Annotated in this window: 23 protein-coding genes; 5 read left to right on the top strand and 18 right to left on the bottom strand. The window is 70.2% G+C overall.

Annotated features, from left to right (window positions below; genetic code table 11):
- Window positions 1-152 precede the first annotated feature (152 nt).
- Entirely contained in the window at window positions 153-1631 is a 1479-nt protein-coding gene (locus ACIRRY_RS00895) for an AlkA N-terminal domain-containing protein (protein WP_403966210.1), read from the top strand.
- 30 nt (window positions 1632-1661) lie between these two features.
- The gene (locus tag ACIRRY_RS00900; protein ID WP_403966213.1) at window positions 1662-2156 is read left to right on the top strand and encodes a methylated-DNA--[protein]-cysteine S-methyltransferase; all 495 of its coding nucleotides are present in this window, start codon (window positions 1662-1664) and stop codon (window positions 2154-2156) included.
- A 51-nt stretch (window positions 2157-2207) separates the two neighbouring features.
- Here the strand turns inward: ACIRRY_RS00900 and ACIRRY_RS00905 are convergent, their stop codons facing one another.
- The 4 genes from ACIRRY_RS00905 to ACIRRY_RS00920 form a co-directional block, all read right to left on the bottom strand.
- Window positions 2208-2936: an SIR2 family NAD-dependent protein deacylase gene (locus ACIRRY_RS00905; RefSeq protein WP_403966216.1), complete on the bottom strand. Its 729-nt coding sequence runs from the start codon at window positions 2934-2936 to the stop codon at window positions 2208-2210.
- Window positions 2937-3079: 143 nt separating this feature from the next.
- On the bottom strand, window positions 3080-3577 hold the full coding sequence (locus ACIRRY_RS00910) for an NUDIX domain-containing protein (protein WP_403966219.1): 498 nt from the start codon (window positions 3575-3577) through the stop codon (window positions 3080-3082).
- Window positions 3574-4167: a hypothetical protein gene (locus ACIRRY_RS00915; protein WP_403968276.1), complete on the bottom strand. Its 594-nt coding sequence runs from the start codon at window positions 4165-4167 to the stop codon at window positions 3574-3576. Before ACIRRY_RS00915 ends, ACIRRY_RS00910 begins: the two co-directional genes overlap by 4 nt.
- Window positions 4088-4645, bottom strand: a complete 558-nt coding sequence (locus tag ACIRRY_RS00920) for a TetR/AcrR family transcriptional regulator (RefSeq protein ID WP_403966222.1) — start codon at window positions 4643-4645, stop codon at window positions 4088-4090. Before ACIRRY_RS00920 ends, ACIRRY_RS00915 begins: the two co-directional genes overlap by 80 nt.
- A 134-nt stretch (window positions 4646-4779) precedes the next feature.
- Between ACIRRY_RS00920 and ACIRRY_RS00925 the strand changes: the two genes are divergently transcribed.
- A complete protein-coding gene (locus tag ACIRRY_RS00925) occupies window positions 4780-5799 on the top strand; it encodes an NAD-dependent epimerase/dehydratase family protein (RefSeq protein WP_403966225.1) in 1020 nt (339 codons plus the stop codon).
- On the opposite strand, the gene ACIRRY_RS00930 is transcribed toward ACIRRY_RS00925, so the two are convergent.
- On the bottom strand, window positions 5796-6872 hold the full coding sequence (locus ACIRRY_RS00930; RefSeq protein ID WP_403966228.1) for an ADP-ribosylglycohydrolase family protein: 1077 nt from the start codon (window positions 6870-6872) through the stop codon (window positions 5796-5798). The genes ACIRRY_RS00925 and ACIRRY_RS00930 overlap by 4 nt on opposite strands.
- 210 nt (window positions 6873-7082) lie before the next feature.
- On the opposite strand from ACIRRY_RS00930, the gene ACIRRY_RS00935 reads away from it, so the two are divergent.
- Window positions 7083-8201, top strand: coding sequence for a glycerate kinase (locus ACIRRY_RS00935; protein ID WP_403968278.1), 1119 nt, complete (start codon window positions 7083-7085; stop codon window positions 8199-8201).
- An 82-nt stretch (window positions 8202-8283) separates the two neighbouring features.
- Here ACIRRY_RS00935 and pssA read toward each other — a convergent pair whose 3' ends face one another.
- The 9 genes from pssA to ACIRRY_RS00980 form a co-directional block, all read right to left on the bottom strand.
- A complete protein-coding gene (pssA, locus tag ACIRRY_RS00940) occupies window positions 8284-9105 on the bottom strand; it encodes a CDP-diacylglycerol--serine O-phosphatidyltransferase (protein ID WP_403968280.1) in 822 nt (273 codons plus the stop codon).
- Window positions 9106-9127: 22 nt separating this feature from the next.
- Entirely contained in the window at window positions 9128-9784 is a 657-nt protein-coding gene (locus tag ACIRRY_RS00945) for a phosphatidylserine decarboxylase (protein WP_403966231.1), read from the bottom strand.
- Window positions 9785-9953: 169 nt separating this feature from the next.
- Window positions 9954-11159, bottom strand: a complete 1206-nt coding sequence (locus ACIRRY_RS00950; RefSeq protein ID WP_365307088.1) for an acyl-CoA dehydrogenase family protein — start codon at window positions 11157-11159, stop codon at window positions 9954-9956.
- A gap of 2 nt (window positions 11160-11161) precedes the next feature.
- Window positions 11162-11674 carry a MaoC family dehydratase gene (locus ACIRRY_RS00955; protein ID WP_403966234.1) on the bottom strand — a complete coding sequence of 171 codons (513 nt, stop codon included), beginning with the start codon at window positions 11672-11674 and terminating at the stop codon, window positions 11162-11164.
- A gap of 5 nt (window positions 11675-11679) precedes the next feature.
- Window positions 11680-12651: an HpcH/HpaI aldolase/citrate lyase family protein gene (locus ACIRRY_RS00960; RefSeq protein WP_403966237.1), complete on the bottom strand. Its 972-nt coding sequence runs from the start codon at window positions 12649-12651 to the stop codon at window positions 11680-11682.
- On the bottom strand, window positions 12648-14675 hold the full coding sequence (locus tag ACIRRY_RS00965; protein WP_403966240.1) for a protein meaA: 2028 nt from the start codon (window positions 14673-14675) through the stop codon (window positions 12648-12650). The genes ACIRRY_RS00960 and ACIRRY_RS00965 overlap by 4 nt, the downstream gene beginning before the upstream one ends.
- An 8-nt stretch (window positions 14676-14683) precedes the next feature.
- Window positions 14684-16021 (bottom strand): crotonyl-CoA carboxylase/reductase, encoded by a 1338-nt coding sequence (ccrA, locus tag ACIRRY_RS00970; protein ID WP_403968282.1) that lies wholly within the window; start codon window positions 16019-16021, stop codon window positions 14684-14686.
- A 424-nt stretch (window positions 16022-16445) separates the two neighbouring features.
- Window positions 16446-17255: a TetR family transcriptional regulator gene (locus ACIRRY_RS00975; RefSeq protein ID WP_329260872.1), complete on the bottom strand. Its 810-nt coding sequence runs from the start codon at window positions 17253-17255 to the stop codon at window positions 16446-16448.
- A gap of 148 nt (window positions 17256-17403) precedes the next feature.
- A complete protein-coding gene (locus tag ACIRRY_RS00980) occupies window positions 17404-19209 on the bottom strand; it encodes a 3-hydroxyacyl-CoA dehydrogenase family protein (RefSeq protein ID WP_403966244.1) in 1806 nt (601 codons plus the stop codon).
- Window positions 19210-19547: 338 nt separating this feature from the next.
- Here ACIRRY_RS00980 and ACIRRY_RS00985 point away from each other — a divergent pair, with 338 nt between their 5' ends.
- The gene (locus ACIRRY_RS00985; protein ID WP_403966247.1) at window positions 19548-20123 is read left to right on the top strand and encodes an adenylosuccinate lyase; all 576 of its coding nucleotides are present in this window, start codon (window positions 19548-19550) and stop codon (window positions 20121-20123) included.
- A 45-nt stretch (window positions 20124-20168) separates the two neighbouring features.
- On the opposite strand, the gene ACIRRY_RS00990 is transcribed toward ACIRRY_RS00985, so the two are convergent.
- The 4 genes from ACIRRY_RS00990 to ACIRRY_RS01005 all read right to left on the bottom strand — a co-directional run bounded on the left by ACIRRY_RS00990 (window position 20169) and on the right by ACIRRY_RS01005 (window position 23980).
- Window positions 20169-20708, bottom strand: a complete 540-nt coding sequence (locus ACIRRY_RS00990) for a GNAT family N-acetyltransferase (protein WP_403966250.1) — start codon at window positions 20706-20708, stop codon at window positions 20169-20171.
- A 40-nt stretch (window positions 20709-20748) separates the two neighbouring features.
- A complete protein-coding gene (locus ACIRRY_RS00995; protein ID WP_403966253.1) occupies window positions 20749-21147 on the bottom strand; it encodes a RidA family protein in 399 nt (132 codons plus the stop codon).
- Between the two features lie 66 nt (window positions 21148-21213).
- Window positions 21214-22794, bottom strand: a complete 1581-nt coding sequence (locus ACIRRY_RS01000; protein ID WP_403966255.1) for an alpha/beta hydrolase — start codon at window positions 22792-22794, stop codon at window positions 21214-21216.
- A 139-nt stretch (window positions 22795-22933) separates the two neighbouring features.
- Window positions 22934-23980 (bottom strand): Rv2578c family radical SAM protein, encoded by a 1047-nt coding sequence (locus tag ACIRRY_RS01005; protein ID WP_403966258.1) that lies wholly within the window; start codon window positions 23978-23980, stop codon window positions 22934-22936.
- Between the last annotated feature and the right edge of the window lie 35 nt (window positions 23981-24015).

Genomic DNA, 24015 nt, shown 5'->3' on the forward strand with positions numbered 1-24015 from the left:
GGGCGTCGCACCACAAACGCATAACCGCAGGCGCCCCTTACGCTTCGCGACGCTTCGCGCAGACGTACGGTGATCCGTGCCCGACCAGGCCACGCAAGGCTGATGTCGGATTCCCGCCAGCCCCGGCCCGCCAGGTGCCGGATGCTGGACGTATGCAGAACGGGATGCACACCGACACGGAGCGTTGTGTGCGCGCGGTCCAGTCGAAGGACGCGCGCTTCGACGGCTGGTTCTTCACGGCCGTCCTCACCACCCGAATCTACTGCCGGCCGAGCTGTCCGGTCGTACCGCCCAAGCCGGAGAACATGACGTTCTACCCGAGCGCGGCGGCCTGCCAGCAGGCGGGTTTCCGGGCCTGCAAGCGCTGCCGCCCGGACACCAGCCCCGGCTCCCCGGAGTGGAACCAGCGGGCCGACCTGGTGGCCCGCGCGATGCGCCTGATCGCCGACGGAACGGTGGACCGCGAGGGCGTCCCCGGCCTCGCCGCCCGCCTCGGCTACAGCACCCGGCAGATCGAACGCCAGCTCCTCGCCGAACTCGGCGCCGGGCCCCTCGCGTTGGCCCGCGCCCAACGCGCCCAGACGGCAAGGCTGTTGATCGAGACGACCGCCCTTCCGATGGCGGAGATCGCCTTCGCCGCGGGCTTCTCCTCGATCCGCTCCTTCAACGACACCGTGCGCGACGTCTTCGCCCTGTCCCCGAGCGAGCTGCGCAACAGGCGCCCGAAGACAACCGTGTTGACCCCCGGCACCCTCACCCTCCGGCTGCCGTTCCGCGCCCCCCTCAACCCCGACAACCTCTTCGGCCACCTGGCGGCGACCGCCGTACCGGGTGTGGAGGAGTGGCGGGCCGGCGCGTACCGCCGCACCCTCCGCCTCCCCTACGGCCACGGGATCGCGTCTCTCACTCCCAAGTCCGACCACATCGCCTGCCGCCTCACCCTCAGCGACCTGCGCGACCTGCCGGTGGCGATCAGCCGGTGCCGCCGGATGCTCGACCTGGACGCCGATCCGGTTGCGGTGGACGACCAGTTGCGTACGGATCCGGTCCTCGCGCCGCTGGTGGACAAGGCGCCGGGCCGACGCGTGCCGCGCACGGTCGACGAGGCGGAGTTCGCCGTACGGGCCGTCCTCGGCCAGCAGGTCTCCACGGCGGCGGCCCGCACCCACGCGGCCCGTCTGGTCACCGCGCACGGCGAACCGGTCGACGACCCCGAGGGCGGCCTGACCCACCTCTTCCCGGCCCCGGAGTCACTGGCGGCGGTGAACCCGGAAACCCTGGCGATGCCGAACACCCGCCGCACCACGTTCACCACACTCGTGTCCCAACTCGCCGACGGCACACTCCACTTGGGCGTGGAGAGCGACTGGTCGGAGACGCGGGCCCGACTCCTCGACCTCCCCGGCTTCGGCCCCTGGACGGCCGACGTCATCGCCATGCGCGCCCTCGGCGACCCCGACGCGTTCCTCCCCACCGACCTCGGAATCCGCCGCGCCGCCCAGGAGTTGGGCCTCCCGTCGACCCCGGCCGCCCTGACGGCGCGTGCGGCGGCGTGGCGGCCGTGGCGGGCGTACGCGGTCCAGTACCTGTGGGCGACGGACAGCCACCCGATCAACTTCCTTCCCGTATAAGGGAATCGCAGAAGAGGAATCGCGGACGACATGCAGCACCACAGGCACCACACGGTGATCGACAGCCCGTACGGCCCGCTGACCCTCGTCGCCGACGAGGACGGCGCCCTCTGCGGCCTCTACATGGTCGACCAACGCCACCGTCCCCCGGAGGAGAACTTCGGCACCCGGGACGACACACCCTTCTCTTCCGCGCTCGACGAGCTACAGGCCTATTTCGCGGGCGAGTTGAAGGAGTTCACCCTCGAACTGCGCCTGCACGGAACCCCGTTCCAACGCACGGTCTGGGACCAGCTCCGCCGCATCCCCTACGGCGAGACCCGCTCCTACGGCGACCTCGCCGACGCCCTCGGCAACCCGGGCGCCTCCCGAGCGGTGGGCCTCGCCAACGGCAAGAACCCCATCGGGATCATCGTCCCCTGCCACCGGGTCGTCGGGGCGAACGGCAGCCTCACGGGGTACGGCGGCGGCCTGGACCGCAAGCAGCGGCTGCTGGACTTCGAGAGCGGGTCGGCGTTGTTCTAGAGCCCTGGCGGGCGGGGCTCTTCTGGACATCCCGCCCGAGGCGCCGCCGCTCTAGCTGTTCCGCAGGGTGCGCAGAAGTTCCGGCAGGGCCGTCCCGATCGGCTCCCGTACGACCTCGTCGGCGCGGTCGTCGTACGGGGTCGGCTCGGCGTTGACGATGACCAGCCGTGCCCCGTGGTCGGCGGCGACACCGGCGAGCCCGGCGGCGGGGTGCACCTGGAGACTGCTCCCGACGGCGATGAACACCTGACAGGCCTTGGTGATGGCGACGGCCTCGCCGAGGACGACGGGGTCGAGCCGTTCGCCGAAGAAGACGGTCGCCGACTTCAGGATCCCGCCGCACTCCAGGCAGGCGGGGTCCTCCTCACCGGCGTCGACCCGGGCCAGGGCGTCCGCCATCGGCCCCCGCACATGGCATCCGGTGCACCTGAACTCCCGGGCGGTGCCGTGCAGTTCGACGACCTTACGGGTGGGGAGACCGGCGAGCTGGTGCAGCCCGTCCACGTTCTGCGTGATGACCCGCACGGGTACGCCGGACTTCTCCAGGTCGACGACGGCCCGGTGCGCGGTGTTGGGCTCGGCCTGGAGCGTGCGGTTCTCGCGCCGCATCTGCCAGGACCGGCGGCGGATCTCCGGGTCGCCCATGTAGTACTCGTAGGTCACGAGCTTCTCGGCCTCGGGGTCGCGCCGCCAGAGACCGTTGGGGCCGCGGTAGTCGGGGATGCCGGAGTCGGTGGAGATGCCGGCCCCGCTGAGGAGGGCGACAAGGGGCTTGCTCATGCAGCCGAGGGTAGGTGGGCGGGGTCGGGGCGGCGAATGGATATCGCGGGCCCGGCACCGGGTGTGGGCGTCCGCGCACGGCCAAGGCGCCCGTCTCGCTCGGCGTCGGCGCGCCGCCCCAGCCCTCCGGCCGGTCCTCCCTGTCAGCCGACCCGCCGCCCGTTCTCCAACTCCGCCGGCCCCGCCCCCTCCTCCAGCACATCGAGCGCGACCAGCACCCGGAGTCCCAGCGAACCGTGGAGGTACTCCGTGATGTCCTCGCGGGCGACAAGGCGCCAGGACAGGAGTTCCTCCTCCTGGAGGCGGATCGACTTGAGGTCGTTCGGGGTGAGGATTCCGCCGTCGTAGAGGTAGGCCACCAACGGGGGGTATTCCGGGCCGTGGTAGACCCAGTCGACGGCGAGAAGGGGGCCGAGTTCGATGTCGAGGCCGATCTCCTCCAAGGTCTCGCGGCGGGCGCCCTGACGTGGGGTCTCGCCGTCGTCCGACTCGATCGTGCCGCCCGGAAGGGCCCAGCCCTCGCGGTAGTTGGGCTCGACGAGCAGGACCCGGCCCTCGGTGTCGCGGAAGAGCGTGGCGGCCCCGGCGAGGATGCGGGGGAGACCCGCGAGGTAGGTGGCGAAGTCTGGCGTGGTGGTCATTCTGGAAGGGTAACCAGCCCGCGCACCCGCCTCGCCGACTCGCTGCCCGGCTCCGGGAAGTGACAGATCAGGCTCAGCCAGGGCGCCTCCCGCACCGCGAGCCGTACGAACGGCACCTCGATGTCACCCGCGCGGGGGTGGCGGTAGCGGCGTACGGAGGAACGGAACTCCACCACCTCGTGTGCCTCCCACAGCCGCGCGAAGTGCGGGCTGGTGGTGGTCAGTTCGTCGATCAGCTCCCTGCAGCGCGGGTTGTCCAGTTCGTACGCCGCCTGTTGCCGCAGCAGACCCGCCCTCCACTCCGCCTCCGCCTCCCATTCCGGCAGCAGGGCGCGGATGCCGGGGCCGAGGACGACCTCCTGGGCCCGGTTCCGGGCCAGGACGTCGAAGCAGGGGTCGATGACGAAGGCGGGTTGGACATCAGCGTGTCCAGGAACGCCCGTACGGCGTCCGGCACTTGGAGGGACCGCTCGACCGGCGTGACGGCGGAGGCGTTCGCCGCCACGACCGCTAGGGAGCCGCCCGCAGCCCGTCCACGATGAGGTCGAGGATCCGCCCGGCCCGCGCCTCCGCGCCCGGCCGCGCCGGATCGATCCGCCACAGCACGCTGAGCTGGAGCAGCACGTCCTCCGGGTCGACGTCCGGCTTCAGTGAACCGTCGGCGGCCCCGGCCTTCAGGAGGACGTCGATCGCGGCCAGGAAGGGCGCGAAGTACTCGTCGTCCGCGCCCCCGTCGGTCGCCGCGTGGATCACCTCGGCCACGCCGTACTTGAGCCGCCCGTAGTGGGCGACCTCGTCGAACCAGCGCCGTAGCGCCATCAGCGGCGGATGCTCCGCGAGGAGCACGGGCGCGCGGTCGATCAGGTGCTGTATGTCGTGCCGGTACAGCTCCAGGATCAGCGCCTCCCGGGTGGGGAAGTGCCGGTACAGCGTTCCGATGCCGACGCCCGCCTGCTTGGCGATCGCGGTGAGGGAGGCAGCGCTCGACTCCGCGATCGCCTCGCGGGCGACGGCCAGGATGCGCTCCCGGTTGTCGAGGGCGTCGCGGCGGGTCGGTTTCGGGTTCACGGGTGCAGGTCGTCCGTCCGGTGTCGGATTGCTAAGCGGAGGGCCCTCCGGTACGTTGGTGGATGTACCGGAGGGCCCTCCGTTTCGCTCTCCATTCTGGCACATCCCCGTCCGACACCGCAGGGAGCACCGTCATGCCCGAACTCGTCCTGGTCACCGGAGGCAGCGGCTACATCGCCGGCTGGTGCATCGCCGAACTGCTGCGCCGCGGCTACGACGTCCGTACGACCGTCCGCGCCCCGGGCAAGGAGCGCACGGTCACCGACGCTGTCGCGACCGTCGTCGACCCCGCCGGGCGGCTGAGCTTCGCCGTCGCCGACCTCACCGCCGACGAGGGCTGGGACGCCGCGCTCAAGGGCGTCGACTTCGTCCTGCACGTCGCCTCCCCGCTCGGCGCCGCCTCGGACGACCCGGACGCCCTGATCGCGGCGGCCCGCGACGGCGCCCTGCGCGTGCTGCGCGCGGCCACCGACGCGGGCGTACGACGCGTGGTGCTGACCTCGGCCGCGAACGCCGCGAGCCCCTCGTCGTACGCCTCCGAAGGTGTCACCGACGAGGAGTTGTGGACCGATCCGGACGACCCGACCCTGATCCCCTACCGCCGCTCGAAGACCCTCGCCGAGCGGGCCGCCTGGGACTTCATGAGCGGCTACGACGGTCCCACCGAGCTGACGACCGTGCTCCCCGGCGCCGTCTTCGGGCCGGTCCTCACCACCGCGAACATGGGTTCCGTCGGCATCATCGCGCGCATGGTGAGCGGGAAGATGCCGGGCGTCCCGCGCATCGGCCTCGAAGTCGTGGACGTCCGGGACCTGGTCGACGTACACCTCCGGGCGATGACCTCACCGGAGGCCGCGGGTCAACGCTTCCTGGCCACCGGGGAGTTCGTGTGGATGGAGGACATCGCCCGCACCCTGCGCGAGGGCCTCGGCGAGCACGGCCGTACCGTCTCCACGCGCCGCCTCCCGGACTTCGCGGTGCGCCTCGCGGCCCGCTTCCGGGACCCGTCCCTGCGCGAGATCACCCCCGCGCTCGGCCGCCGCAACCGCCACAGCACCGAGAAGGCGCGCCGCGTCCTCGGCTGGGAGCCGCGCCCGGCGAGGGAGGCCGTCCTCGACTGTGCTCGGAGCCTGATCGCACAAGGGGCCGTCTAGGCAGCGGAGGCTCCCGCCAACTGCACGGTGCGCTCGGCCAGTTCACTGATCCGCACCCCGTCGAAACCGAACACCGCACTGCGCACGGTGTCCTCCAGCGGATCCTTCCACCGGCTCGGGATCGCGTCCGCGCCGTTCAGCACCCCGGCGACCGAACCGGCGGTCGCTCCGTTCGAGTCGGTGTCCAGACCGCCGCGGACGGTGAGCGTGATGGTGCGGGTGAAGTCGCCGTCGCCGTACAGGAGTCCGGCGGTGAGGACGGCCGCGTTCGGGACCGTGTGGATCCAGCCGAGGCCCGCCGTCTCCTCGGACAGGGTGGTGAGCGTGTCCTCCCAGGTCATCCGGGTCTCGTGCAGCGTGAGCACCCGGCGCACGGTGCGCGCGAGGCGGCAGCCCGGCGGGATCACGGTCAGCGCCGTGTCCAGCGCGTGCCGGACGGTCGGCGCGGTGAACGCCGCCGAGATCAGCGCGGCGGCCCACATCGCGCCGTAGACACCGTTCCCGGAGTGCGACAACACCGCGTCCCGGCGCGCCAGTTGGGCCGCGCGGCGCGGGGCGCCCGGGCTCGTCCAGCCGTGGATGTCGGCGCGGATCAGGGCGCCGATCCACTCCTGGTACGGGTTGTCGTGCGTCGCCGTCAGCGGTGGCTTGAGGCCGCTCGCGAGGTTGCGGTAGGCGACCCGCTCGGCCGTGTACGTCTGGAGATACGGCAGTCTCCGCAGCCACAGGTCGCCGACCTGCTCGGTGCTGAAGCCGAAGCCGTGGGTCTCCAGCAGGTCGAGGCCGAGGACGGCGTAGTCGATGTCGTCGTCACGGCAGCTGCCGTGGATCCGGCCGCGCACGCAGTGCTGCCACTCGGGGCGCAGCTCGAAGCCGTCGTCCCCGCCGGGCGGCTCCGGCAGATAGTCGGTCAGCGGCAGGGCGCCGGCCCGCCGGAGATAGCGGTCGATGCGGTCGCGCGTCCACAGGTCGCCCTGCTCGACCGGCTTGCCGAGCATGTTGCCCGCGATCCGGCCGAGCCAGCCCCCGAGGATGCGGTCCGCGAGCTCTGGCTCAGTGTCCACAGGGGTCATACCTCCGGTGTACCCGATTCCGGACCCGGCAGCGGCACGGGGCCGGCACAGGGGGCGCTCAGCCCGGTCCCAGCGTTCGGGCGGGGCATGACGGCGGGGGCGTCCGCCGGTTAAGGTCGCAAGCGGCGCGACTGGCCCCGGAACGCGCGGGGGCCCGTAGAGCAAGGGGATCGCAAGGTGGCGAACGCTGCACAGAGGGGCACCCACAGGGTGCTCATCGCCGCGGACAAGTTCAAGGGGTCGCTGACGGCCGTGCAGGTCGCCGAGCGGGTGACGGCCGGGCTGCGCAGGGTCGTACCCGATCTGGAGGTCGCGGCGATGCCGGTCGCCGACGGCGGTGACGGCACGGTGGACGCGGCCGTCGCGGCGGGCTTCGAGCGGCGCGAGATACGGGTGGCAGGGCCCATCGGCGACGAGATCACCGCGGCCTTCGCGGTGCGCGGCGACACGGCCGTCGTGGAGATGGCCGAGGCGAGCGGGTTGCAGAGACTCCCCAAGGGCGTCTTCGCCCCGCTCACCTCCTCGACGTACGGCTCCGGCGAACTGCTGCGGGCCGCCCTCGACGCGGGCGCCCGGACGATCGTGTTCGGCGTCGGCGGCAGTGCCACGACGGACGGCGGCGCGGGCATGCTCTCCGCGCTCGGCGCCCGCTTCCTGGACGCGGACGGCGAACCGGTGTCCCCGGGCGGTGGCGGCCTGATCGACCTCGCCTCGGCCGATCTCACCGGCCTCGACCCGCGCCTCGCCTCCGTCGCCCTGGTCCTCGCGAGCGACGTCGACAACCCGCTCACCGGCCCCAAGGGCGCCCCCGCGGTCTACGGCCCCCAGAAGGGCGCCGCCCCGGACGACGTGGACGCCCTCGACGAGGCCCTGATCCACTACGCGAAGATCCTGGAGGAGTCGATCGGCGCCAAGGCCGCCGAGTACGCCTCCGCACCCGGCGCCGGCGCGGCGGGCGGCATCGGCTACGGCGCGCTCCTCCTCGGGGCCCACTTCCGCCCCGGCATCGAGGTCATGCTCGACGTGCTGGGCTTCGCCTCCGCCCTGGAGGGCGCCACCCTCGTCATCACCGGCGAGGGCTCCCTCGACGAACAGACCCTGCACGGCAAGGCCCCCGCAGGCGTCGCCGCCGCGGCCCGCGCCGAGGGCAAGGAGGTCGTCGCCGTCTGCGGCCGCCTCGCCCTGCCCCCGCAGTCCCTCGGCCACGCCGGCATCCGCCGCGCCTACCCGCTCACGGCCGTGGAACCGGACCTCGTGAAGTGCATCGCGGACGCGGGACCCCTCCTGGAACGGGTCGCGGAGAACATCGCGCGGGACTTCCTGGTCTGAGTCCGACGCGCGCAAGGTACGGCGAAGGGCCCCGAGCCAAGTGGCTCGGGGCCCTTCGTTTCGTCTGGTACGACCGCTACGACTACGGCAGCTGTGCGGCTCGCGCCTCACGCCGGTTGTCGCGGAAGTTGTTCACGCGGCGGGCCGTCGCGAACAGCGGAATGACCGCGCCTGTCACCAACTGCAGTGCGCAGCCGGTCTGGAGGAGCAGCTGGCCGCCCGGGGCGTCGAAGGCCCAGGCCGCCAGGAGGCCCACCCCGAGCACGATCCAGGACAGCATCGCCACCGCGAGGCGACCGCGCGGCTTCGGGTACTCGACCCGGCTCACCATCAGCCAGGCGGTGCCCAGGATCGCCAGGAGCGTCGCCACGAAGGGCAGCTCCAGGAGCACGATCGAGACCACCGTCAGCGCACCGAACGGGGAGGGCATGCCCTGGAACATGCCGTTCGGCGGTGTCACGCACGAGAAGCGGGCCAGTCTCAGCACCACCGCCAGCAGCACCACGATCGCACCGACCGCGGCCACTCTCTGGTGCGCGTCGTCCGCGACCATGCCGTAGACGAGGACGAAGTACGCCGGCGCGAGGCCGAAGCTGATCAGGTCCGAGAGGTTGTCCAGCTCCGCGCCCATGGGGGAGGAGCGCAGCTTGCGGGCGACGAGGCCGTCGAAGAGGTCGAAGACCGCCGCGCACAGCATCAGGATGACCGCGGTGGCCGCGCTGTGGCGGGCCATGCCGGTCGACTCGTCGTTGCCCGTCAGGTGCGGGATCAGGATGCCGGTGGTGGTGAAGTACACCGCCATGAAGCCGCACGTGGCGTTGCCGAGGGTGAGGGTGTCCGCTATTGAGAGGCGGAGAGAAAGAGGCATCTCCTCCTCGTCGTCCACCTCGTCGGCCGCGGGCACCCAGCCCGTCTGTGTCTCCGGATCAACCACGGTCAATGCGAGTCACCCCAGCCACCGTCTTCTGACCGACCTCCAGGTCCACCTCGACACCCTCGGGGAGGTAGATGTCGACACGCGAACCGAAGCGGATCAGTCCGATGCGCTCGCCCTGCTCGACCTTCGTGCCCTGCGGGACGTAGGGGACGATGCGGCGGGCGACGGCGCCGGCGATCTGGATCATCTCGATGTCACCGAGCTCGGTGTCGAAGTGCCAGACGACCCGCTCGTTGTTCTCGCTCTCCTTGTTGAACGCGGGAACGAATCCACCCGGGATGTGCTCGACCGACGTCACCGTGCCGGAGAGCGGCGCGCGGTTGACGTGGACGTTCAGCGGGCTCATGAAGATGGCGACGCGGGTGCGACCGTCCTTCCACGGCATGATGCTCTGCACCACACCGTCGGCGGGCGAGATGACCCGGCCCTGGGTGATCTCGCGCTCGGGGTCGCGGAAGAACCACAGCATGCCCGCCGCGAGCGCGGTGGCGGGTACGGCCACGACCTTGGCGGCGCCGGACTTGCGCGCACGTACCAGGCTGAGGGCTGCGGTGGCGACGGTCGGCAGGAGCCACGGCGATGCTCCGCGCGCGAGGCGTACGCCTGCCAGGCTGTCGCGTGGTGCAGAGGTTTGGCTGTGGGGCATGGATGACCTTCGTAGCGGATGATGCCGCGCTGTAACGGGGGACGGCGGCTTTCCCGGGATCGTACCGGTCGCGGGCCACAACTGGGCAAGCCAGGAAGCCGAGTCGGCGGCTGAAGAGCGTTGACGGGGTGTGATCTTCTTCTCGAAGAAAACACCCCGAAACGGACAATCAGCCCTGGAATCGATACTCTTCGAGCAACCTGCGCCCGATGATCATTTTCTGGATTTCGGCGGTACCTTCGCCGATCAACAGCATCGGCGCCTCGCGGTAAAGGCGTTCGATCTCGTACTCCTTGGAGAAGCCGTACCCGCCGTGGATCCGGAAGGCGTCCTCGACGACCTCCTTGCAGTACTCGGAGGCGAGGTACTTCGCCATCCCTGCCTCAAGGTCGTTTCGTTCCCCGGAGTCCTTTTTGCGTGCCGCATTGACCATCATCGCATGGGCGGCCTCGACCTTGGTAGCCATCTCTGCGAGCTTGAACTGGATCGCCTGGTGCTGGGCGATGGGCTTGCCGAAGGTGTGCCGCTGCTGCGCGTACGAGACGCCCAGCTCGAAGGCACGCTGAGCGACACCGCAGCCACGCGCCGCCACGTTGACGCGGCCGACCTCGACTCCGTCCATCATTTGGTAAAAACCTCGGCCGGTCCCGCCGCCGAGCACGCGGTCGGCCGGAATCCGCAGGCCGTCCATGATCAACTCGGTGGTGTCGACGCCCTTGTAGCCCATCTTGTCGATCTTCCCGGGGATGGTGAGACCGGGCCGGACCTCACCGAAGCCGGGCTCCTTCTCGACCAGGAAGGTCGTCATCGACTTGTGGGGCGCGGTGCCCTCCGGGTGTCCTTCGTCACTTCGCACGAGTACGGCGACGAGTGACGACGTTCCGCCGTTCGTCAGCCACATCTTCTGGCCGGTCAGGACGTACTCGTCACCGTCCTTGACCGCCTTCGAGGTGATGGCCGAGACGTCCGAGCCCAGCGCCGGCTCCGACATGGAGAACGCGCCCCGGATGTCACCGGCCGCCATGCGCGGCAGGAAGTGGTCCTTCTGCTCCTGGGTGCCGTGCTGCTTGAGCATGTAGGCCACGATGAAGTGGGTGTTGATGATGCCGGACACCGACATCCACCCGCGCGCGATCTCCTCCACACACAGGGCGTACGTCAACAGGGACTCGCCCAGGCCGCCGTACTCCTCCGGGATCATCAGGCCGAAGAGGCCCAACTCCTTGAGCCCGTCGACGATCTGCTGCGGATACTCGTCGCGGTGCTCCAGCTCGGTGGCGACCGGGAGGATCTCCTTGTCCACGAAGTCCCGCACGGTGGACAGGATTTCGCGCTGGATGTCGGTGAGACCGGCGGTCTGGGCGAGTCGCGCCATGGCTACTTCTCCTGCTCCTTGAGCCGGGGGCGGCCGGGCTGCTCGCCGCCGCGCTCCTTGATGTACGTCTCGGTCGGCACCATCACCTTGCGGCGGAAAACGCAGACCAGCGTGCCGTCCTGCTTGTAGCCCTTGGTCTCGACGTACACGATCCCGCGGTCGTTCTTCGACCTGGAGGGCGTCTTGTCGAGGACCGTCGTCTCGCCGTAGATCGTGTCCCCGTGGAAGGTCGGCGCCACGTGCTTGAGCGACTCGATCTCCAGGTTGGCGATCGCCTTGCCCGACACGTCCGGCACGGACATGCCCAGCAGCAGCGAGTAGATGTAGTTGCCGACCACGACGTTCTTGCCGAAGTCCGTCGTGTTCTCGGCGTAGTTGCTGTCCAGGTGGAGCGGGTGGTGGTTCATGGTCAGGAGACAGAAGAGGTGGTCGTCGTACTCCGTGACCGTCTTCCCTGGCCAGTGCTTGTAGACCGCGCCGACCTCGAACTCCTCATAGGTGCGCCCGAATTGCATGATGCTCAGGCCTCCGGGGCTTCGAACTTGGACGTGCGCTCCATGCCGGCGGCCCGGCCCTTGCCCGAGATGACGAGCGCCATCTTGCGGCTGGCCTCGTCGATCATCTCGTCGCCGAGCATCGCCGAGCCCTTCTTACCGCCGGCCTCGGACGTGTAGAAGTCGTACGCGTCCAGGATCAACTCGGCGTGGTCGAAGTCCTCCTGGGACGGCGAGAAGATCTCGTTGGACGCCTCGACCTGGCCCGGGTGCAGCACCCACTTGCCGTCGAAGCCGAGCGCCGCGGCGCGCTGCGCGACCGCGCGGTAGCCGTCGAGGTTGCGGATCTGGAGGTAAGGGCCGTCGATCGCCTGGAGGTTGTTGGCGCGGGCGGCCATCAGGATCTTCATCAGGATGTAGTGGTAGGCGTCCGCCGGGTAGCCGGGCGGCTGCTCGCCCACGACAAGGGACTTCATGTTGATCGACGCCATGAAGTCGGCCGGGCCGAAGATGATCGTCTCGACGCGCTGGGAGGCCGTCGCGATCTCGTTGACGTTGTTGAGCCCTTGCGCGTTCTCGATCTGCGCCTCGATGCCGATCTTGCCGACCTCGAAGCCCATCGTCTTCTCGATCTGTGTCAGCAGCAGGTCCAGGGCGACGACCTGCTGGGCCGTCTGCACCTTCGGCAGCATGATGCAGTCGAGGTTCTGGCCGGCGCCCTCGACGACCGTGACGACATCGCGGTACGTCCACTCGGTCGTCCAGTCGTTGACGCGCACGACCCGCGTCTTGCCCGTCCAGTCGCCCTCGTTGAGGAACTTGACGATGGTGTGCCGCGCCTCGGGCTTGGCGAGCGGCGCGCACGCGTCCTCCAGGTCCAGGAAGACCTGGTCGGCCGGGAGGCCCTGCGCCTTCTCCAGGAAGCGCGGGTTGCTTCCGGGGACCGCGAGACAGGAGCGTCGCGGGCGGAGCCGGTTGACGGGGGCGGGCGTGGTCATGCGGGGACCTCCAGGGGGTCGAGCTTGTTCGCCTTCCGGATCTCGTCGACGATGCGGCCGATGATTCCGGTGATGTCGAAGTCCTTCGGGGTGAAGACCGCGGCCACTCCCGCAGCCCGAAGCTGCTCGGCGTCGCCATTGGGGATGATCCCACCGGCGATGACAGGTATGTCTGTGGCACCGGCCACACGGAGCCGTTCGAGGACGTCCGGCACCAGTTGGGCGTGCGAGCCGGACAGGATGGACAGGCCCACCGCGTGCACGTCCTCGGCGAGGGCCGCGTCCACGATCTGCTCCGGGGTGAGCCGGATGCCCTGGTACACCACCTCGAAGCCGGCGTCACGCGCGCGTACGGCGATCTGCTCGGCGCCGTTGGAGTGCCCGTCCAGGCCCGGCTTGCCGACCAGGAAGCGCAGCTTGCCGACGCCCATCTCGCGCGCCGTCACATCCACCTTGCGGCGGACCCCGGCCATCGCCGAGCCCTCCTCGGCGGGCACCGCCACCGGCGCCGACGAGACGCCCGTGGGCGCCCGGAACTCGCCGAACACCTCCCGCAGGGCCCCGGCCCACTCACCGGTCGTGACACCGGCGCGTGCGCACTCCAGGGTGGCGTCCATGAGGTTGTCCGTGCCCTTGGCGGCCTCCTTCAGCCGCTCCAGCGCCTTGCACGGGCGCGGGTGGTTGAACGGCGGCTGGTAGCGCGTGTCCCGCCAGCGCTGCAACGACTCGATGACCCGCGCCTCGACGGCCGGGTCGACCGTCTGGATCGCCGTGTCGAGGTCGGCGGTCAGTGGGTTGGGCTCGGTCGTGTTGAAGATGTTGACGCCGACGATCTTCTCCTGACCGGACTCGATACGGCCCCTGCGCTCCGCGTGCGAGGACACGAGCTGCGACTTCAGGTAGCCCGACTCGACGGCGGCCATCGCGCCGCCCATCTCCTCGATGCGGTCGATCTCCGCGAGGGACTCCTCGACCAGCGAGGCCACCTTCGCCTCGATGACGTGCGAGCCGTCGAAGATGTCCGCGTACTCCAGCAGGTCGCTCTCGTGCGCCAGTACCTGCTGGATACGCAGCGACCACTGCTGGTCCCAGGGGCGGGGGAGCCCCAACGCCTCGTTCCACGCCGGGAGTTGGACGGCACGCGCGCGTGCGTCCTTCGACAGCGTCACGGCCAGCATCTCCAGCACGATCCGCTGGACGTTGTTCTCCGGCTGCGCCTCCGTCAGGCCCAGGGAGTTGACCTGGACGCCGTAGCGGAAGCGGCGCTGCTTCGGGTTCTCGACGCCGTAGCGCTCGCGTGTGATCTGGTCCCAGATGCGGCCGAAGGCGCGCATCTTGCACATCTCCTCGATGAAGCGGACGCCCGCGTTCACGAAGAAGGAGATGCGGGCGACGACATCGCCCCTGCGGTCCTCGGGGATCTGGCCGGACGCGAACACCGCGTCCAGGACGGCGATCGCGGTGGACATGGCGTACGCGATCTCCTGGACCGGGGTGGCCCCGGCCTCCTGGAGGTGGTAGCTGCAGATGTTGATCGGGTTCCACTTGGGGATGTGGTTGACCGTGTAGCAGATCATGTCGGTCGTCAGCCGGAGCGAGGGAACCGGCGGGAACACGTGCGTGCCCCGCGACAGGTACTCCTTGACGATGTCGTTCTGGGTCGTCCCCTGGAGCTGGGTGATGTCGACGCCCTGCTCCTCGGCGACGACCTGATAGAGCGCCAGCATCCACATGGCGGTGGCGTTGATCGTCATCGAGGTGTTCATCTGGTCCAGGGGGATGTCCTGGAAAAGGCGGCGCATGTCACCGACGTGGGCCACCGGCACGCCGACCCGGCCGACCTCGCCGCGGGCGAGGATGTGGTCGGAGTCGTAGCCGGTCTGCGTCGGCAGGTCGAACGCGACCGACAGACCGGTCTGGCCCTTGTCGAGGTTGCGCCGGTACAGCTCGTTGGACGCCTCGGCCGTGGAGTGACCGGCGTACGTGCGCATCAGCCACGGCCGGTCCTTCTGACGCTCAGTCATCAGTGACCTCAGATGTTCCGGAAGCGGTTGATCGCGTCGATGTGCTGGGCGCGCTTCTCCTCGTCGCGCACACCGAGGCCTTCCTCGGGGGCGAGGCACAGGACGCCGACCTTGCCCTGGTGGAGGTTGCGGTGGACGTCGTAGGCGGCCTGGCCGGTCTCCTCCAGGGAGTACACCTTGGAGAGCGTCGGGTGGATCTTGCCCTTGGCGACCAGCCGGTTGGCCTCCCAGGCCTCGCGGTAGTTGGCGAAGTGCGAGCCGATGATCCGCTTCAGGGACATCCACAGGTAGCGGTTGTCGTACTCGTGGTTGAACCCGGAGGTCGAGGCGCAGGTGACGATCGTGCCGCCCTTGCGGGTGACGTAGACGCTCGCGCCGAAGGTCTCGCGGCCCGGGTGCTCGAAGACGATGTCGACGTCCTCGCCGCCGGTGAGTTCACGGATGCGCTTGCCGAACCGCTTCCACTCGCGCGGGTCCTGGTTGTGCTCGTCCTTCCAGAACCGGTAGTCCTCGGCGTTGCGGTCGATGATCGCCTCCGCGCCCATCGCCCGGCAGATGTCCGCCTTCTGGGGCGAGGACACGACACAGATCGGGTTGGCGCCGCCCGCGAGCGCGAACTGCGTGGCGTACGAGCCGAGTCCGCCGCTCGCGCCCCAGATGAGGACGTTGTCGCCCTGCTTCATGCCGGCGCCGTTGCGGGAGACCAACTGCCGGTAGGCGGTGGAGTTCACGAGGCCCGGGGCGGCGGCCTCCTCCCAGGAGAGGTGGTCCGGCTTCGGCATCAGCTGGTTGGACTTGACGAGCGCGATCTCGGCGAGCCCGCCGAAGTTGGTCTCGAAGCCCCAGATGCGCTGCTCGGGGTCGAGCATCGTGTCGTTGTGCCCGTCGCTCGACTCCAACTCGACGGAGAGGCAGTGCGCGACGACCTCGTCACCGGGCTTCCAGGCGTTGACGCCGGGGCCGGTGCGCAGGACGACGCCCGCGAGGTCGGAGCCGATGACGTGGTACGGCAGGTCGTGCCGCTTGGTCAGCTCGCTGAGCTTGCCGTAGCGCTCCAGGAAGCCGAAGGTCGACAGCGGCTCGAAGATCGAGGTCCACACGGAGTTGTAGTTGACGCTCGACGCCATCACGGCCACCAGGGCCTCGCCCGGGCCGAGTTCGGGCACCGGGACGTCCTCCAGGTGGATCGACTTGCGGGGGTCCTTGTCGCGGGTGGCGAGGCCCGCGAACATGTCCGTCTCGTCCTTGTGCACGGTGATCGCGCGGTACGAATCGGGGAGCGGCATGGCGGCGAAATCGGCCGGAGTCGAGTCCGGCGACTGGATCGCGGCGAGGATGTCCTTCACGGTCACGGTGTTGCCTCCGGCGAAGTGCGCCCTGAGGGAGGGGCGCCGATGGTTACGTCGGTGCTGCTGCTGAGGGTGGGTGGAGAAGTGCCGTCGGTTCGGCGGGTGGTGCTTCGGCAGCGCTTTGTGGCGCGGGAGGGTGCCTGTGACGCAGGCGTCCGGGCGCGCAGCCCGGTAGTGGGTTGCGGGGACAGCCGACGTACGAGAGATCTCTGCACGCCGGCCGCCCGGACACCTTCAACGTATGACACTGCGTGTCACCCCGCAAGGCACCGAGTGCCATGAATCGCTCTCAGGTGAAATCTTTACGTAACAAATGAGCGATGATCGATCGAACGGGGCTTGAAAGGTGCGTGAAAAGGGGCTCTGACATGCCAAAACGGCCACCCCGTGGGGTGGCCGTCATCACATGGTGCTGTGGGGCTCAGCGGTCCCTGAGTGCCTCTTCGATGGTCCGCATGACCTCGTCCAGCGGGGCGTCGGTGCGGGCGACGGTCACCAGGACCTCACCCTGCTGGTGGACCATCGCCGTGGCCGGCTTGGGGGTCGTGGTGCGGCCGGCGCCGATGCCGCTGCCGAACGTCTTCCGTACGATCCCGAAGGCGTGGTCGAGCTGTGCCTCGACGTCGCCCTGGCCGCCGGCCCGCAGCCAGCGCCGCAGCACGTGGTTGTGGGCGGTGACCACGGCCGAGGCGGCGACCTCGGCGAGCAGCGGGTCGTCGTTGGCGTCGTCGTCGTGCGCGTGCTCGTCGAAGTGGCCCAGCAGATAGCGGGTGAACAGCCGCTCGTAGCGGGCCACCGACGCGATCTCGGCCTCGCGCAGGGTGGGCACCTCGCGCGTCAGCTTGTAGCGGGCGACCGAGATCTCCGGCTGCGCCGCGTACATGCGCATGACTTCCTTGATGCCCCGGCACACCGTGTCGAGCGGGTGCTCGTGCGCGGGGGCGGCATTGAGTACCGCCTCGGCCCGGATCAGGGTGTCGTCGTGGTCGGGGAAGATCGCCTCTTCCTTGGAGCGGAAGTGGCGGAAGAACGTCCGGCGCGCGACCCCGGCCGCCGCCGCGATCTCGTCGACGGTGGTCGCCTCGTACCCCTTGGTCGCGAACAGCTCCATCGCGGCCGCCGCCAGTTCGCGCCGCATCTTGAGGCGTTGGGCGGCGGCGCGACTGCCCGCGGCACTCTCCGGTGCGTCGGGCGTGGCTGCTGTACGGGCGGGCTTGGCGGGCTGGGGCATGACCCGAACGTACTGCATGTGCGCAGCCTGCCGCGCACGTCGGGGGTTTCCCCCGCCCGCCATGGGCAGGGGTCCTCCGGTGGGGTCGAGCAGCCCGCCCCAGTCCCCGTCGCCGTCCTCGCCGCCCCCGAACCAGTCGCCGGGACGATCAGTGGCGGGCATATTCGCGGAAGCCGCGGCCCGTCTTGCGGCCGAGGCAGCCCGCGGCCACCAGGTGCTCCAGGAGCGGTGCCGGAGCCAGGCCCGGGTCGCGGAACTCGCGGTGCAGGACCTTCTCGATCGCCAGCGACACATCGAGCCCGACGACGTCCAACAGCTCGAAGGGGCCCATCGGATAGCCGCCGCCCAGCTTCATCGCCGCGTCGATGTCGTCGAGGGTCGCGTAGTGCTCCTGCACCATCTTGATCGCGTTGTTGAGGTACGGGAACAGCAGGGCGTTCACGATGAATCCGGCCCGGTCGCCGCAGTCGACGGCGTGCTTCTTGATCCTGACGCAGACCTCGTGGACCGTCGAGTGGACGTCGGCGTCCGTCAGCACCGTGCGGACGACCTCGACCAGCTTCATCGCCGGCGCGGGGTTGAAGAAGTGCATGCCGATCACGTCCTGCGGACGCGAGGTGGCGCGGGCGCACGCGACGACCGGCAGCGACGAGGTCGTGGTGGCCAGGACCGCGCCCGGCTTGCAGACCTTGTCCAGCGTCGCGAAGAGCTGCTGCTTGATCTCCAGGTCCTCGGCGACCGCCTCGACGGCCAGATCGACGTCGGCGAACGCGTCGTAGGAGCCCGCCGGAGTGATCCGCTCCAGGGTCTCCGCGGCGGCCTCGGCGGTCATCCGCCCCCGGTCGACGGAGCGCGAAAGCGACTTGCCGATACGGGACTTGGCGAACTGCGCCTTCTCCTCGCTGCGGGCGGCGAGCACCACGTCGTACCCGGCCTTGGCGAAGACCTCGGCGATACCGGACGCCATGGTCCCGGAACCGGCGACCCCGACCGAGCGGACCGTACGGCCCGGGGCGAGCCGCGCCCCCTCCGGCGGGGTCAGCGCGTCCCGCACGACGGTCGCGCTGCCCTCGGTCTCGTAGGAGTAGAAGCCGCGCCCCGTCTTACGGCCGGTCAGGCCCGCCTCGCTGAGCTGCTTGAGGATCGGCGCGGGGGCGTGCAGGCGGTCGTGGGACTCGGAGTACATGGCCTCCAGGACCGTGCGCGCGGTGTCGACGCCGATCAGGTCGAGCAGCGCGAGCGGGCCCATGGGGAGACCGCAGCCGAGCCGCATCGCCGCGTCGATGTCCTCGCGGGAGGCGTACTTCGCCTCGTACATCGCGGCCGCCTGGTTGAGGTAGCCGAACAGCAGCCCGTCCGCGACGAACCCGGGCCGGTCGCCGACCGCGACCGGCTCCTTGCCCAGCTCGATCGCGAGGTCGGTGACGGCGGTGACGGCGGTGGGCGCGGTCAGCACCGAGGAGACGACCTCGACCAGTTTCATCGCGGGCGCCGGGTTGAAGAAGTGCAGCCCGAGCACTCGCTCCGGCCGCGCCGAGTCGGCGGCGAGCCGGGTGACGGACAGGGCGTTCGTGCCGGTCGCGAGAATCGTCTCGGGGCGCACGATCCCGTCCAGCTCGCGGAAGATCTGGTGCTTGATCTCGTACGACTCCGGGACCACCTCGATGACCAGGTCGGCGTCGGCCGCCGCGCTCAGGTCGGTGGAGGTGCGGACGCGGGCCAGGGCGTCGGCGCGCTCCTGCTCGGTCAGCCGGCCGCGCCGCACGGCGTGGGCGGTCGCGGTCTCCAGGGCGGCGACGGCGTGCGCGGTCGCTGCCTCGCTGACGTCGATGCCGACGACCTCGCGGCCGGCCCGGGCGAGGACCTCGGTGATACCGGTGCCCATCGTGCCGAGACCGACGACGGCAATGGTCTTGAACGGGGACAGGGGAGCGTCGGACAGGGGAGCTGCCATCGCGGGACTCCTGGAATGAGGGTGACGACTGGGAGCGCGCGCCGTACGCCGAGGGGCGCACGGGGTGCGAGAAGGAGTGCGGGTGGTGCCGGGCAACGAGCGCACACGCCCGGCGAGTTGAGAGTTCCGACTAGCCCTGTCCCAGGCCGTGTCGTACCGCGGTACACGAGGTACCGAACCGACTGCACTCGCGGTGGCTGCGTCACCAGGCCACCGCAAGGAGATACACGAGTGGGTAACTCGCTCACCTGAGCTTAACCGGTGAGTAACGAGCGCGCCAGCCCCCGAGTTTGTGATGTAGGTCCCGGCTGTCCGACGACACCCATAGGCTCGGTTTCATGGACGAAGAGTTGCGATCGGTCACGGAGCGCTTACGGCAGGAGTCGCGAGGGGCGGTGCCGTACGAGGAACTCGTGTCGACCGGCGATCTCGACGCACTGGCCGAGGTGCTCACCGCCCCCGGCCATCCGCTGTGGGCAAGGGAGTTGGCCGCGTTCCGGCTGGGCCTCGCGGGCGATCCGCGCGCCTTCGAGTCGCTCGTCCTGTTCCTCAACCACCGCGACCCACCGCGCTGCGCCTCCGCCGCGTACGCCCTGGCCCGCCTCGACGACCCCCGCACCGCCCGCGCGGCAGCCGCCCTCGCCACCAACGAACTCCGCGTCGCCTACGCCCTGCACCCCGTCCGGCTCCTGGCCGACCTGCACGCCCCCGAGTCCGTCCCCGCCCTCATCACCACCCTGGAGCGCCGACTGCGCCCCCACGACCCGTACCGCCGGGTGGCCCTCGCCTGCGTACAGGGCCTCGGCGAACTGGGCGACCCCCGCGCCAGACCCGTACTGAACGACGCGCTCGCCCACCCGGCACTGGCGGAGGCGGCGGTGCACGCGCTGGGGCGGATTCCGCGGCAGCGGTGAGCAGTTCAAGATGTCACCCGTCCACCCCGCTCGCCCGACCCCCCCTCAACGCGTCAGCTCCCTGGCGTACCGGAGCTCGGGCACCAGTACCCCCGCCACCTCGTACGGTTCCTCCAGGCCGTCCGCCCGGAAGCCCGCCCGCTCGTAGAAGCGGCGGGCGCGGGAGTTGCCCCGGACGACCCAGAGGAGCACGCGATCGTGGCCGAGGGCCGCGCACCGCCGTAGCGCCTCCCGCATCAGGGCCCGGCCGGCGCCCGTGCCCAGGTGTCGCGGGTCGAGGTAGAGGGCGTACAACTCGACGTCCTCGGCGCGGACTTCGCCGTCCCGGTAGAGACCGAACGCCGCCCAGCCGACGGTCTCCCCGCCCCGCGTGGCCACCAGGTTCACCACGCTGCCGTCGCCCCGCGCGAGGCGGGCCCGGCGGCGCTCGGCGTCGTCCTTCGCGCCGAGGGCGTCGAGGAAGGGCTGCGGCATGAGGCCCCGGTACGCGAACTGCCAGCCGAGGACGCTGATTTCGGAGACGCGATCGCAGTCGGCGAGGGTCATCGGGCGGATGGTGATCGGGAGGGGATCGTCGTCGTTCATGGCGGCACCCTAGGGATACGCCTGCCAAACCACCCCTCGACTATTCGCCGATCACCGCGAACCCCTCGATCTCCATCAGGAACTCCGGTCGCACCAGCGCGGCGACCTGTACGGCGGAGGCGGCGGGGAGCCGGTCGTCGGGTATGTGGGCGGCGCGGGCCGCGCGGATCGCCGGCATGTGGGCCATGTCCGTGACGAAGTAGGTCAGTTTGACCACGTCGTCGAAAGTGGCGCCCGCGGAGGCGAGGCAGCGGCGGAGGTTCTCGAAGACCTGATGGGCCTGCGCGGCCGGATCGTCCTCGCCCACGAGCTTGCCGTTCTCGTCCAGGGCGAGCTGACCGGAGATCGCGACGAAGCGGCCGGTGCCCATGACGACGTGCGTGTAGGCCGTCGCGGGGGCGACGCCCTCGGGGGCGGGAATCCTCGTCAGCTCACTCATGCGTCCATGGTGGACCATGGGTCTGACAACGAGGATTCCCGCCCCCGAGGGACCGTCGGGCGGGGCTCAGCCGCGGAAGCCCAGCAGGCCGTGCAGCGTCGAACCGTGCGCCGTGCTCGTCGCCGACTTCGCCGTGGTCAGCGGCTTCGGGTCCGGCGTCTTCTGGCACACCGCGTCGACCTCGCCGTGACCGCGCGGCACCTTGCCGTTGGTCAGATACGTCGCCAGGTACTTGTCCAGGCAGGCGTTCCCGCTCAGCGTGATGCCGTGGTTCCCGCCGCCCTCCTCGACCACGAAGCTGGAGTCGGCCAGGAGTTGGTGGACCGTCGCGCCGCCCTGGTACGGGGTCGCCGCGTCGTTCGTCGCCTGGAAGAGCAGCACCGGCGGCAGCTTGCCGTTGGCGATGTTGATCGGCTGCTCGGACTTCGTCGGCCAGTACGCGCACGGCGCGTTGTACCAGGCGTTGTTCCAGGCCATGAAGGGCGCCTTCTCGTAGACCGCCCAGTTGTCCTTGCGCCACTGGTTCCAGTCGCGCGGCCAGGACGCGTCACGGCACTGCACCGACGTGTAGACGCTGTACCCGTTGTCCCCGGAGGCGTCGATCGCGGCGAAGTTGTCGTACGCCTCGACCAGCGGATCGGCGTTCTTGTCGTTCACGTACGCCGCGAACGCCTCGGCGAGATAGGGCCAGTAGCCGTTGTAGTACCCGCCCGGGATGAAGGTGTCCTCCAGCTCGGAGGCGCCCACCTTCCCGCCGGCCGGCTTCTTGGCCAGCGCCTTCCGCATCGCGTACCACTTGGCCTCGATCCTGGCCGGGTCGGTGCCGAGCTTGTACGTCGAGTCGTACTTCGCGATCCACGTCATGAGCGCCCGCTGGCGGTCGTTGAAGGCGTAGTCCTGGCCGAGGTTGTCGTCGTACCAGACGCCCGTGGGATCGACGATGGAGTCGAGGACCAGACGGCGCACGTGCTCCGGGTAGAGCTTGGCGTACACGGCGCCCAGGTAGGTGCCGTACGAGTAGCCGAAGTAGTTGATCTTCTTCGCGCCGAGCGCCGCCCGGATCGAGTCCATGTCCCGCACGGCGCTGATGGTGTCGATGTACGGCAGCACGCTCGCGTACTTCTTGCCGCAGGCGGTCGCGAAGGCCTTCACGCGCGTGAGGTTGGCCTTTTCCAGCGCCGGGGTGCTCGGTACGGAGTCGGGGCGCACCGGGTTGAAGTACCCGGGCTCGCAGTCGAGGGCGGGGGTGCTCTTGCCGACGCCGCGCGGGTCGAAGCCGATGACGTCGTACTGGGACGCCACCGCCTTGGGCAGCGAGGACGCGACGAAGCCCGCGAGGGTCAGTCCGCTGCCGCCGGGACCGCCGGGGTTGACCAGCAGCGGGCCCTGGTACGTCGTCGCGGTGTGCGGGACCCGGGACAGGGCGAGCGAGATCTGCTTGCCGTGCGGGTTCGCGTGGTCGAGCGGCACCTTGACGCTCGCGCACTGGAGCGTCGGATAGTCGGTGGTGGCGCAGCTCTTCCAGGTGAGCTTCGCGGCCTGGACGGCGGTCGTCGGATGCGCGGTGCTCGCGTCGGCGGGGAGAGCGGTGACCGTCCCGGCCACGACGACGGCGGCACCGCACAGTACGGCTGCGCGTTTTCTCATGTGTCCTCCCAGGACGGAGAGGCGGCGGACCGCGGTTCTCGCGGTCGGTCCTCGCCGCATAGTCCCGAAAAGCCGGGGCGGAGGAACCTGTTCGGCCGATACTTGACCCAATTGGGCCGCCGGATGCGCTCGAACGCCGTCAGATGAACGAGAGCTGCGTCGGCTCGCTCACCGGCTGATCGACCGGCTCCGCCGGCTCGGGAATCCGGCGCGGCATGCCCGCGCGCGCGGGACCGATGCCGTACTCCTGCGCCAGGTCGTGCACCTGACGGGTGATCCGGCGCTGGTACCACTTCGGGGCGTACGCGCCCTCCGCGTACAGCCGCTCGTAACGGCGCACCAGATGCGGGTGGTGCTGCCCGAGCCAGGCCATGAACCACTCCCGGGCACCGGGCCGCAGATGCAGCACCAGGGGAGTCACCGAAGTCGCCCCGGAGGCCGCAATCGCCCTTACGGTGGCGCGCAGTTGGGCCGGGTCGTCGCTCAGGAAGGGGATCACCGGGGCCATCAGGACACCGACGTCGATGCCGTGCTCGGTCAGGGTCCGCACGGCGTCCAGGCGCCGCTCCGGGGAGGGCGTGCCGGGCTCCACCGTGCGCCACAGCGCGGGGTCTGTGAAGCCGACCGAGACGGAGATGCCGACGTCGGTGACCTCGGAGGCCTGCACCAGGAGGTCCAGGTCGCGCAGGATCAGCGTGCCCTTCGTCAGGATCGAGAAGGGGTTCGCGTGGTCGCGCAGGGCGCCCAGGATGCCCGGCATCAGCCGGTAGCGGCCCTCCGCGCGCTGGTAGCAGTCGACGTTCGTGCCCATCGCTATGTGCTCGCCGAGCCAGCGCCGGGAGCCGAGGTGGCGGCGCAGCAGCTCCGGCGCGTTCACCTTGACCACGATCTGCGAGTCGAAGCCGAGGCCGGTGTCGAGGTCCAGATAGCTGTGCGACTTGCGGGCGAAGCAGTACACGCACGCGTGCGAGCAGCCCCGGTACGGGTTGACCGTCCACTCGAAGGGCATGCGGGAGGCCCCGGGCACCCGGTTGACGATCGAGCGGGCCCGCACCTCGTGGAAGGTGATCCCGCGGAACTCGGGTGTGTCGAAGGTACGGGTGGTCACCGCGTCCGCGCCGAACAGCGCGACGTCGGCCGTCCGGCTGTGGCCGTCGGACTCCACTGTGAGGTTCTCCCAGCGCATGGTCCCTCCTCGGTAGTCCTGCCCCGTGATTGAAA

It is taken from the genome of Streptomyces sp. NPDC101776 (assembly GCF_044766845.1).
Classification (GTDB): Bacteria; Actinomycetota; Actinomycetes; order Streptomycetales; family Streptomycetaceae; genus Streptomyces.

Coding starts and splice junctions, on each gene's coding strand:
- ACIRRY_RS00925 (WP_403966225.1), top strand. CDS start 4,780: ATGCCCGAACTCGTCCTGGTCACCGGAGGCAGCGGCTACATCGCCGGC.
- ACIRRY_RS00930 (WP_403966228.1), bottom strand. CDS start 6,872: ATGACCCCTGTGGACACTGAGCCAGAGCTCGCGGACCGCATCCTCGGG.
- ACIRRY_RS01005 (WP_403966258.1), bottom strand. CDS start 23,980: ATGCGCTGGGAGAACCTCACAGTGGAGTCCGACGGCCACAGCCGGACG.
- ACIRRY_RS00895 (WP_403966210.1), top strand. CDS start 153: ATGCAGAACGGGATGCACACCGACACGGAGCGTTGTGTGCGCGCGGTC.
- ACIRRY_RS00905 (WP_403966216.1), bottom strand. CDS start 2,936: ATGAGCAAGCCCCTTGTCGCCCTCCTCAGCGGGGCCGGCATCTCCACC.
- ACIRRY_RS01000 (WP_403966255.1), bottom strand. CDS start 22,794: ATGAGAAAACGCGCAGCCGTACTGTGCGGTGCCGCCGTCGTCGTGGCC.
- ACIRRY_RS00965 (WP_403966240.1), bottom strand. CDS start 14,675: ATGACTGAGCGTCAGAAGGACCGGCCGTGGCTGATGCGCACGTACGCC.
- ACIRRY_RS00955 (WP_403966234.1), bottom strand. CDS start 11,674: ATGCAATTCGGGCGCACCTATGAGGAGTTCGAGGTCGGCGCGGTCTAC.
- ACIRRY_RS00990 (WP_403966250.1), bottom strand. CDS start 20,708: ATGAACGACGACGATCCCCTCCCGATCACCATCCGCCCGATGACCCTC.
- ACIRRY_RS00975 (WP_329260872.1), bottom strand. CDS start 17,255: ATGCCCCAGCCCGCCAAGCCCGCCCGTACAGCAGCCACGCCCGACGCA.
- ACIRRY_RS00980 (WP_403966244.1), bottom strand. CDS start 19,209: ATGGCAGCTCCCCTGTCCGACGCTCCCCTGTCCCCGTTCAAGACCATT.
- ACIRRY_RS00945 (WP_403966231.1), bottom strand. CDS start 9,784: ATGCCCCACAGCCAAACCTCTGCACCACGCGACAGCCTGGCAGGCGTA.
- ACIRRY_RS00950 (WP_365307088.1), bottom strand. CDS start 11,159: ATGGCGCGACTCGCCCAGACCGCCGGTCTCACCGACATCCAGCGCGAA.
- ACIRRY_RS00910 (WP_403966219.1), bottom strand. CDS start 3,577: ATGACCACCACGCCAGACTTCGCCACCTACCTCGCGGGTCTCCCCCGC.
- ACIRRY_RS00985 (WP_403966247.1), top strand. CDS start 19,548: ATGGACGAAGAGTTGCGATCGGTCACGGAGCGCTTACGGCAGGAGTCG.
- ACIRRY_RS00960 (WP_403966237.1), bottom strand. CDS start 12,651: ATGACCACGCCCGCCCCCGTCAACCGGCTCCGCCCGCGACGCTCCTGT.
- ACIRRY_RS00995 (WP_403966253.1), bottom strand. CDS start 21,147: ATGAGTGAGCTGACGAGGATTCCCGCCCCCGAGGGCGTCGCCCCCGCG.
- ACIRRY_RS00900 (WP_403966213.1), top strand. CDS start 1,662: ATGCAGCACCACAGGCACCACACGGTGATCGACAGCCCGTACGGCCCG.